Source organism: Tenacibaculum bernardetii, assembly GCF_029125915.1.
Classification (GTDB): Bacteria; Bacteroidota; Bacteroidia; order Flavobacteriales; family Flavobacteriaceae; genus Polaribacter; species Polaribacter bernardetii.
Window position 1 is genome coordinate 1 of the sequence record NZ_JAQJCU010000024.1, and the last position, 9,673, is coordinate 9,673.

The following is a 9,673-nucleotide window of genomic DNA, read 5'->3' on the forward strand; positions in this document are numbered from 1 at the left end:
ATTGAGGTTTTTTTTTACGCGAAATTTAACTAGTTTAGTTATGATGAATTATAAATACACCTACTTAGTTACCTTACAATATTTGGGGTTTCGTTTTCATGGTTGGCAAAAGCAGCCAAACTTAAAAACAGGGCATCTTTTTTTGGATAAAACACTCAAATTTATTTATAAGGGTATTCGTCTTAAAAGTTTAGGTGTTGGAAGAACTGATGCAAGAGTTTCTGCAACTCATTTTGCTTTTCAATTATTTATTGATGAGAAAGTAGATTTTGAGCAATTTATGGTTGACTTTAATGCGAATGCGCCAGGAGATATGCGCGCTTTGAAAATTGAAGATATTGATAAAAATTTTAATATTATTCAGCATCCGAAGTTAAAGGAATATCACTATTATTTTTCATACGGTGAAAAAAACCATCCTTATGCTGCGCCATTCTTAACTCGTTTTAGAGAACAATTGGATGTTGATTTGATGAAAGAAGGAGCCTTGTTATTTGAAGGTTTTCATAATTATAAACGTTTTTGTACAAAACCAACTGAAGAAACAAAAGTTGAAAGAGAGATTGTGTATTGTAGAATTGAAAAAAATACTGAATTAACCGCTTCATTTTTCCCGAAAGAAAGTTTTGTTTTAGTGGTTAGAGGAGAAGGTTTTTTAAGAAATCAAATTCGTTTAATTATGGGCGCATTACATGATTTAGGAAAAGGAGAATTTGATTTGAATTTTATTAAAGAGAGTCTAAATCCGACTTCTGATATTGACTTTATTAAAAACATTGCACCGGCTTCTGGTTTGCATTTACATAAATTAGAATTTAAGGACCTATAATTATAAATATACGCGTTAGCGATTGTAGTTTTGTTTGAGCTCTTTTGTGAAGGATGAACAGAAAGCGAGTACGGAAAGCGCGACCCTTGTGGTAACGCCCTTATGTCGATTACGCTTAATACAAGAAAAGTCCATCAAATTAATGATGGACTTTTAATTTATAGTTCTGGATTTACTTTGTAAGCTATCTTCAAACAAGATATATTTTGTTTTCAATAATGCTTAAATAGACAATTTTATCCTTTGATAATTCCTCTTGAAATTACAATTTTCTGAATTTCTGAAGTTCCTTCATAAATCTGAGTAATTTTTGCATCACGCATTAAACGTTCTACATGGTAATCTTTTACGAATCCGTTACCACCGTGAATTTGCACAGCTTCAACAGATTGTTCCATAGCAACTTTAGAGGCGTATAACTTAGCCATTGCACCAGACATATCGTAGTTGTTACCTTGGTCTTTATCCCATGCAGCTTTCATCACTAACATTCTTGCAGCTTCAATTTCTGTATACATATCAGCTAATTTAAAAGCAATTGCTTGATGATTACAAATTTCTGTTCCGAATGCTTTACGCTCTTTAGAGTATTTTAAAGCTAATTCGTAAGCTCCAGATGCTATACCTAATGCTTGTGCAGCAATACCGATACGACCACCAGATAATGTTTTCATGGCAAATTTAAAACCGAATCCGTCTTCACCAATTCTGTTTTCTTTCGGTACTTTTACGTCGTTAAATTGTAAAGTATGCGTGTCAGAACCACGAATTCCTAATTTATCTTCTTTAGGACCTACATGAAATCCTTCCATTCCAGCTTCTACAATAAAAGCGTTGATACCTCTATGTTTTTTACTGCGATCGGTTTGTGCGATTACCAAATAAACACCTGCACGACCACCATTGGTAATCCAGTTTTTGGTACCATTTAATAAATAGTGATCTCCTTTATCTTCGGCAGTTGTAGCTTGAGAAGTTGCATCAGATCCTGCTTCAGGTTCACTTAAACAAAACGCTCCGATTTGCTCACCAGTAGCTAATTTTGTTAAATATTTTTGTTTTTGTTCTTCAGTTCCATATGCTTCTAGTCCATAACATACTAATGAGTTATTTACAGAAACCATAACAGAGGCAGAAGCATCAATCTTAGAAAGTTCTTCCATAATTAATACGTAAGAAATAGCGTCCATTCCGCTTCCTCCATATTTAGGATCTACCATGATACCTAAAAAACCAACTTCACCCATTTTACGAACTAATTCGTCTGGAAAGGTTTGTGCATTATCTCTTTCAATTACTCCTGGTAATAATTCGTTTTGTGCAAAATCACGTGCTGCATCACGAATCATTATGTGTTCTTCTGTTAAACTAAAATCCATTATATATGATTATTATATTCGTAAAAATTGATTCCAAAGATACTTTTTTCATAGCATATTTTCAACAGAGTTTTATTATTTTTACACATATGAATAGCGATTTTTACTTTAGTATAGGTTTGATGTCTGGAACATCATTAGATGGAATAGATTTAGTGTATGTTCAGTTTGATAAAAAGGAGTATAAAAACTTTAAAATTCTAGCTGCAGATACTATTTCTTATAAAGATGATTGGAAAGAAAAGCTGCAAACAGCCATTCATTTTTCTGAAGAAAAATTATTGAAATTAGACATTGATTATGGTGAGTTATTAGGAGCTGAGATTGATGTTTTTATCAAAAAAAATAAGATAAAGAATGTTGACTTTGTTGCGTCTCATGGACACACAATTCTACATGAACCAGCTAAAGGAATTACACTTCAAATAGGTAACGGTAAAGTGATTTCTGAAATTACGAATAAAAAAGTAGTTTGTGATTTTAGAACGCAAGATGTTAATTATGGTGGGCAAGGAGCTCCGCTAGTTCCTATAGGAGATGCGTTATTGTTTGCTAATTATGATTACTGTGTAAATCTTGGAGGTTTTGCAAATGTGTCGTTTAAAGAAAACGAAAATAGAATAGCTTTTGATATTTGTGCTGTCAATATTGTGTTAAACCATTATGTGCAAAAATTAGGATTTGAATATGATGATAAAGGACAAATAGCAGAAACAGGTAAAATAAATTTCGAATTACTAGAAAAACTAAACGCTTTAGAGTTTTATAAAAAAGCGCCACCAAAATCATTAGGGTTAGAATGGGTTCAGACAAATATTTTTCCGTTGATAGATAAAATGGAGGATGATATTCCAACAATTTTAAGAACATTTATAGAACATTCAGCGATTCAAATAGGGAAAATTATTCATAAAAATGAATCAATTTTAATAACTGGTGGCGGTGTTTTTAATACTTTTTTAATGCGTAGAATCGAATTTTATGCTGGTAATAAAATAGCAATTCAATCCAAAGAGCTGATCAATTACAAAGAAGCCTTAATTTTTGCTTTTTTAGGATTGTTACGTGTTGAAAATCAGGTAAATTGTTTACGAAGTGTAACGGGTGCAAAAAAAGACCATTCTTCAGGAGTGATTTTTAATGTTTAGTATTTTTAAATTAAAATATTTGAGCTATCATTTTTTTATGGTAAGTTTGTGACAGTCTGTTTTTAACAGCAATAATAACAATCAAAAAACTTTTTAAATGACACAACTTTAACTTCTCTTTAAGGGATTATTTTGAAAAAATATATTAGAGATTATAACGAATTGAAGTTGAAAATTTATTAGAAGATATTTATGAAAGATTTACTTAAAATATACGAACAAAAAGAGCCGGAAATTGTTTTTCATTGGAGGGATCAAGAAACTGATGCAGAAGGATGGACTGTAATTAACTCATTAAGAGGTGGTGCTGCCGGTGGAGGAACAAGAATGCGTAAAGGATTAAACAAAAATGAAGTTTTGTCTTTAGCAAAAACAATGGAAGTTAAGTTTACCGTATCTGGACCCGCAATTGGTGGAGCAAAATCGGGAATTAATTTCGATCCGAACGACCCAAGAAAAAGAGGTGTTTTAGAGCGTTGGTATAAAGCGGTTACACCATTATTAAAGCATTATTACGGTACAGGAGGAGATTTAAATGTTGATGCAGATAAAGATGTAATTCCGATTACAGAAAGCTGTGGAGTTTGGCACCCGCAAGAAGGTATTTTTAATGGACACTTTAAACCTACCGAAGCTGATAAAATTAACAGAATTGGTCAGTTACGCCAAGGTGTAATTAAAGTGATTGAAGACAAGCAATTCTCACCAGATTTATCAAAAAAGTACACGGTTGCAGATATGTTAACTGGTTATGGTGTTGCCGAAGCAGTAAAGCATTATTATAATATTTACGGTGGTAATATTGAAGGGAAAAGAGCCATTGTTCAAGGATTTGGAAATGTAGGTTCAGCAGCAGCGTATTACTTAACGCAGTTAGGTGCAAAGGTTGTTGGAATTATTGATAGAGAAGGCGGAGTTATAAATGAAAACGGATTTTCTATGGAGGAAATGAAAGATTTGTTTTTAGCGAAAGACGGTAACAAGTTAGTTGCTAATGATATGATTCCTTTTGATGAAATTAATAGTAAAATTTGGAGCTTACCAGCAGAAATATTTGTTCCTGCTGCAGCATCAAGATTAGTTTCTCAAGATCAAGTACAGCGAATGATTGATACAGGTTTAGAAGTAATATCTCCAGGAGCCAATGTTCCTTTTGCAGATAAAGAGATTTTCTTCGGACCAATTATGGAGTATACTGATAATCACTTAAGTTTATTGCCAGACTTTATTTCTAATTGTGGTATCGCAAGGGTTTTTGCTTACTTAATGGAAGCTAAAGTTGCTTTACCAATGGAAGATAAAGCTATTTTTGATGATACATCAAACATTATTAAAAAAGCATTACAAAGAGCGTTTACAAAAAGTGCATCGAAAACAAAAATTTGTTCAACTGCATTTGAAATTGCATTAAAAGAATTGATATAAATTAAAATTAAAAATGGAAGCAGCTATTATTTTAGTGTTCGTAATGGGATATTTGGCCATTACTTTAGAGCATAATATTAAATTAGATAAATTAATTCCGGCATTGGTAATGATGGCCGTTTGTTGGGCATTAGTATCCTTAGGAGTTGATGGTTTTACTAATTGGTTTGATTCATCGCAGCATGCTTTAGTAGAAGGTTTTGCAGGTTTGCCTCATAATGATAAATTACATTTGGTTGAAGAAACCTTATTACATCATTTAGGTAAAACAGCCGAAATATTAGTGTTCCTTTTAGGAGCAATGACCATTGTTGAAATTATTGATTATTTCGACGGATTTTCAACAATTAAAGATTATGTAAAAACAAAAAGCAAGAAGAAAATCTTGTGGATGTTTGGGATATTGGCTTTTATTTTATCAGCAATTATAGATAATTTAACAGCAACAATTGTATTGATTTCTATTTTACAGAAAATCGTAAAAAGGAGAGAAGATAGAATTTGGTTTGCTGGTTTAATTATTATTGCAGCAAACGCAGGTGGAGCATGGTCTCCTATTGGTGACGTAACAACAACCATGTTATGGATTGGTAAAAAGGTAAGTACACAAATGTTAGTGGTTTATTTATTTATACCTTCATTATTATGTATGATTGTACCAACGGTTATCGCTTCTTTCTTGCCAGCTTTTCAAGGTAATATTGAATCGGATGAAGTAGAAGAAGAAACTAAAAAGAATCCAAATAGTGCAAGAATGTTGTATTTAGGTTTAGGAGCAATTGTATTTGTACCATTCTTTAAAACAGTTACACATTTACCACCTTATGTGGGTATGATGTTATCTTTAGCTGTAGTAGCAACATTTGCTGAAATTTATAGTAGAACTAAGTTTTCTATGACAGATTATAATAGTAGTGCAGAGTCAGAGGCTCATGCACACCACAGTCCTGTACATGCTTCATTATCTAAAATAGAGATGCCTAGTATTTTATTTTTCTTAGGTATTTTAATGGCTGTTGCCGCTTTAGAATCATTAGGTATTTTATTTAATTTTGCGGATAGTTTAAAGCAAAGTATTCCGTTAATGGGATCAGAAGCAGCGGGTACAAACGTATCTGATTTAGTGGTAATATTATTAGGTATCGGATCTGCAGTGATTGATAATGTACCTTTAGTAGCAGCATCCTTAGGAATGTTTTCTGAACCAATGGATAATCCTTTATGGCATTTTATTGCTTTCTCAGCAGGAACAGGAGGTTCTATGTTAATTATCGGTTCTGCAGCGGGAGTTGTAGCAATGGGTATGGAAAAAATAGATTTCTTTTGGTATTTAAAAAAAATATCATGGTTAGCATTTGTTGGCTTTTTAGTAGGGTCAATTGCTTTCGTAATAATGAGAAGTATCATTTTATAATAGTATAGTAAAATAAAAAAATCATTTTGAATAAATAATGTACGCTATAAAGGTGCTTTATGATATTCAAGATGATTTTTTTTAAACAATTAAAGCATAAAAAAATCGTTAGTATTAAAAGCACTTAAAAAAATAAGTTGATGTTATTATTTATTCAAGAAAAGTTAGAAGAAACAATACCCGAAGAAAAAACATTATCGATACTTCAGTTAATTAAAGATGGTGGTTTAGGAGGTCAGCTTATTATAGGCTTACTTTTTGTATTGTTAGCTGTAGCATTGTATATTTATTTCGAACGTTTTTTTGCTATCAAGGCAGCTTCTGAAGTAGATAAAAACTTCATGAATCAGATTAGAGATCACATAACAAGCGGAAAGATAGAAAGCGCTAAAGCATTATGTGAGCATACAAATACACCTACAGCAAGGTTAATCGGAAAAGGAATTTCTAGAATAGGAAAACCATTAGACGATATTAACAAAGCAATAGAAAATGCGGGAAAATTAGAAGTATATCAATTAGAAAGAAATGTTTCTGTTGTGGCAACCATTGCAGGAGCTGCGCCAATGATTGGTTTTTTAGGTACCGTAATAGGAATGATTGTAGCCATACATGAAATCGCAAATTCTGGTGGCCAGATTGATATTAAACTGCTTTCTGACGGATTATATACGGCTATGACAACAACCGTAGGCGGATTAATTGTTGGTATTATCGCTTATATATCTTATAACCATTTAGTTGTTCGTACTGATAAAGTGGTGCATCAAATGGAAGCAAAATCTGTAGAGTTTTTAGATTTACTAAACGAACCAGCATAATGAATTTAAAAGGAAGAAATAAAGTTGATCCAAGTTTTAATATGTCGTCTATGACGGATATTGTTTTCTTGTTATTGATATTTTTCATGCTAACATCCACATTAGTTACGGTAAGTGCCATTGATGTTTTATTGCCAAAGGCAGGCGGTAAAACAGAAAGTAGTAAAGTAGTAGCAGTTAGCATCACTGATAAAGCTGCTTTTTATATTGATAAGACGAAGGTGAATTCAGCTGATTTAGAACGCACAATTCTAACAAAAGTAGGAGCAGATAAAAAGAAAACCATCGTTATTAGAGGTGATCAAAATGCGCCTTATAAAAACGTAATGAAAGTTATTGATATTGCGAACAAGAATAAATTAAAAATGATTTTAGCTGTAAAAGCTAAATAAATTAAATAATGCTTCGGTTTTTTTTTCGAAGGATAAAAAAATATTGAGAACTTAGTAAGATGAAAATATTTGAAACCGAACATAAACGTAAATCAGCAATTATTACTGCTGTTATTCTGATGCTTTTAATTGTTGGAGTATTCAATTTCGGAATGAAATATTTAGATCCACCAATAGAATACGGATTGGCTATTAATTTCGGTAATTCGGAAGTTGGTAGTGGTGAACCTGTAGAAAAAACAAAATCTCAATCGACTACAGAGAAACCACAAGAAGAAGTTGTTGAAGAACCTGTAAAAGAAACCCCTCAAGAAACAGTGCAGGAAGAGGTAATTACGAGTGAAACTGCAAAAGAGGTTCCTGTTATAGAAAAATCAAAAGAAAAAAAGGAAGCAGTAAAAGAAACTCCCAAAAAAGTAACACCCAAAAAGAAGCCAAAACCTAAACCATCAAAAGAAACCACCGATGCGTTAAATAGTTTGTTAAACGGAACATCGAAAGATGGGGAAGTAAAAGGAGAGGGAGATGATAATAAATCCGGAGTAAAAGGAAACGAAAAAGGCGATCCAAACTCTAGTAAATATTATGGGAATTCAGGAAGTGGATCTGGAGGTAATTATAATTTAAAAGGAAGAACAGCACTTTCTAAACCCATACGAAAACCAGATTGCCAAGAAGAAGGTACGGTGGTTGTTAGTATTGAGGTGGATCAGAACGGAAAAGTTATCAAAGCTATTCCGGGAGTAAAAGGATCAACAAATACAGCAGCATGTTTATTAAAACCAGCCAAAGAAGCTGCTTTAAAAACAAAATGGAATGCAGCAGTAAATGCACCATCAAAACAAAGAGGAACCATTATCTACAAATTTTCTCTGTCTAAATAATTAGCTTTTAATAAAATATCATCTCAATTAATGTTGAGAGGTTATAAAATAGATATATGACATATCAAGAAACCCTAGATTGGATGTTTGCGCAACTGCCAATGTACCAAAATCAAGGTAAAACAGCCTTTAAAAAAGATCTCACCAATAGTATTGCTTTAAGTAATGAATTGGGGAATCCGGAGAAAAAAATTAAAACAATTCATGTTGGTGGTACCAACGGAAAAGGGTCTACAAGTCACATGTTAGCGAGTGTTTTACAAGAAGCAGGCTATAAAGTGGGATTGTATACGTCACCACATCTTAAAAACTTTACTGAACGTATCCGAATAAACGGAGAAGAGATAGCTAATGAGAGTGTCGTTACATTTATATCAGAAAACAAACTCTTTCTAGAAACACAGCGCTTGTCATTTTTTGAGATGACGGTAGGCATGGCATTCGATTATTTTGCAAAACAACAAGTAGATATTGCAATTATAGAAGTTGGTTTGGGCGGACGATTAGACTCTACAAATATTATCACGCCCGAAGTTTCGGTAATTACCAATATAGGATTAGACCATACGCAGTTTTTGGGAGAAACCTTACCCGAAATAGCTTTTGAAAAAGCAGGAATTATTAAAAACGGGGTTCCAGTTATTATTGGTGAGCGTCAAAAAGAAGTCGAACATGTTTTTTACGCTAAAGCGGATGCTTGTATAAGTGAGATACTATTTGCTTCGGATGAAGACTTTAGCTATACAACCGATTTATTAGGTGATTATCAAGCCAACAATATAAAAACAGCCGTAAAAGCTATTCAGCAGCTAAAGGAATTTAAAATATCAGCAAAAAATATAAAAAGTGGTCTTTTAAACGTTGTTAAAAACACCAATTTAAAAGGACGTTGGCAAATTTTACAGCAGCAGCCAAAAATAATTTGTGATACTGCTCATAATAAAGAAGGTTTGAGTTATACCTTAAAACAGCTTAAAAAAGAAAATTACAAAATAATGCACATTGTATTAGGAGTGGTTTCGGATAAGAGTTTAAAAGATGTTTTACCACTATTTCCAACAAATGCTGTTTATTATTTTTGTAAACCGGCGATTCCGAGAGGCATGTCAGAAAAAATATTAAAAGAAGCCGCAAACGAGTATAATCTCATTGGTGATTCGTTTAATTCTGTAAATCAGGCTTTTGAAGCGGTGAAGCTACGAGCTAGTAAAGAAGATGTTGTGTATGTAGGAGGGAGTACGTTTGTTGTGGCAGAAATTTTATAAAATTAAATTAAAATAGTGTTGTTTTTTTCTAAAACAATACTATATTTGCACCCGCAATTGAGGGCAATTAGCTCAGTTGGTTCAGAGCACCTCGTTTACACCGAGGGGGTCGGGGG

Annotated in this window: 9 protein-coding genes; 8 read left to right on the forward strand and 1 reads right to left on the reverse strand. The window is 32.8% G+C overall.

What is annotated here, in order from left to right:
• Positions 1 to 40: 40 nt before the first annotated feature.
• Positions 41 to 829: a tRNA pseudouridine synthase A gene (locus tag P2G10_RS12510; RefSeq protein ID WP_275316928.1), complete on the forward strand. Its 789-nt coding sequence runs from the start codon at positions 41 to 43 to the stop codon at positions 827 to 829.
• A 236-nt stretch (positions 830 to 1,065) separates the two neighbouring features.
• Here the strand turns inward: P2G10_RS12510 and P2G10_RS12515 are convergent, their stop codons facing one another.
• Entirely contained in the window at positions 1,066 to 2,208 is a 1,143-nt protein-coding gene (locus P2G10_RS12515; RefSeq protein ID WP_275316930.1) for an acyl-CoA dehydrogenase, read from the reverse strand.
• A gap of 89 nt (positions 2,209 to 2,297) precedes the next feature.
• Between P2G10_RS12515 and P2G10_RS12520 the strand changes: the two genes are divergently transcribed.
• The 7 genes from P2G10_RS12520 to P2G10_RS12550 all read left to right on the forward strand — a co-directional run bounded on the left by P2G10_RS12520 (position 2,298) and on the right by P2G10_RS12550 (position 9,557).
• Positions 2,298 to 3,356 (forward strand): anhydro-N-acetylmuramic acid kinase, encoded by a 1,059-nt coding sequence (locus tag P2G10_RS12520; RefSeq protein ID WP_275316940.1) that lies wholly within the window; start codon positions 2,298 to 2,300, stop codon positions 3,354 to 3,356.
• Positions 3,357 to 3,548: 192 nt separating this feature from the next.
• On the forward strand, positions 3,549 to 4,781 hold the full coding sequence (locus tag P2G10_RS12525) for a Glu/Leu/Phe/Val dehydrogenase dimerization domain-containing protein (RefSeq protein ID WP_275316931.1): 1,233 nt from the start codon (positions 3,549 to 3,551) through the stop codon (positions 4,779 to 4,781).
• Between the two features lie 13 nt (positions 4,782 to 4,794).
• Positions 4,795 to 6,195 (forward strand): sodium:proton antiporter NhaD, encoded by a 1,401-nt coding sequence (gene nhaD, locus P2G10_RS12530; protein WP_275316933.1) that lies wholly within the window; start codon positions 4,795 to 4,797, stop codon positions 6,193 to 6,195.
• Between the two features lie 140 nt (positions 6,196 to 6,335).
• Positions 6,336 to 7,016, forward strand: coding sequence for a MotA/TolQ/ExbB proton channel family protein (locus P2G10_RS12535; RefSeq protein WP_275316934.1), 681 nt, complete (start codon positions 6,336 to 6,338; stop codon positions 7,014 to 7,016).
• Positions 7,016 to 7,408: an ExbD/TolR family protein gene (locus P2G10_RS12540; RefSeq protein WP_275316935.1), complete on the forward strand. Its 393-nt coding sequence runs from the start codon at positions 7,016 to 7,018 to the stop codon at positions 7,406 to 7,408. Before P2G10_RS12535 ends, P2G10_RS12540 begins: the two co-directional genes overlap by 1 nt.
• 59 nt (positions 7,409 to 7,467) lie before the next feature.
• Complete coding sequence (locus tag P2G10_RS12545; RefSeq protein ID WP_275316937.1) at positions 7,468 to 8,292, forward strand: energy transducer TonB family protein; 825 nt, start codon at positions 7,468 to 7,470, stop codon at positions 8,290 to 8,292.
• Positions 8,293 to 8,348: 56 nt separating this feature from the next.
• Positions 8,349 to 9,557, forward strand: coding sequence for a bifunctional folylpolyglutamate synthase/dihydrofolate synthase (locus P2G10_RS12550; protein ID WP_275316939.1), 1,209 nt, complete (start codon positions 8,349 to 8,351; stop codon positions 9,555 to 9,557).
• The last annotated feature ends 116 nt before the right edge of the window (positions 9,558 to 9,673 follow it).

Excerpts from the sequence above, each read along its gene's own strand:
- P2G10_RS12510 (WP_275316928.1), top strand. The coding sequence starts at position 41 with ATGATGAATTATAAATACACCTACTTAGTTACCTTACAATATTTGGGG.
- P2G10_RS12515 (WP_275316930.1), bottom strand. The coding sequence starts at position 2,208 with ATGGATTTTAGTTTAACAGAAGAACACATAATGATTCGTGATGCAGCA.
- P2G10_RS12520 (WP_275316940.1), top strand. The coding sequence starts at position 2,298 with ATGAATAGCGATTTTTACTTTAGTATAGGTTTGATGTCTGGAACATCA.
- P2G10_RS12525 (WP_275316931.1), top strand. The coding sequence starts at position 3,549 with ATGAAAGATTTACTTAAAATATACGAACAAAAAGAGCCGGAAATTGTT.
- nhaD (WP_275316933.1), top strand. The coding sequence starts at position 4,795 with ATGGAAGCAGCTATTATTTTAGTGTTCGTAATGGGATATTTGGCCATT.
- P2G10_RS12535 (WP_275316934.1), top strand. The coding sequence starts at position 6,336 with ATGTTATTATTTATTCAAGAAAAGTTAGAAGAAACAATACCCGAAGAA.
- P2G10_RS12540 (WP_275316935.1), top strand. The coding sequence starts at position 7,016 with ATGAATTTAAAAGGAAGAAATAAAGTTGATCCAAGTTTTAATATGTCG.
- P2G10_RS12545 (WP_275316937.1), top strand. The coding sequence starts at position 7,468 with ATGAAAATATTTGAAACCGAACATAAACGTAAATCAGCAATTATTACT.
- P2G10_RS12550 (WP_275316939.1), top strand. The coding sequence starts at position 8,349 with ATGACATATCAAGAAACCCTAGATTGGATGTTTGCGCAACTGCCAATG.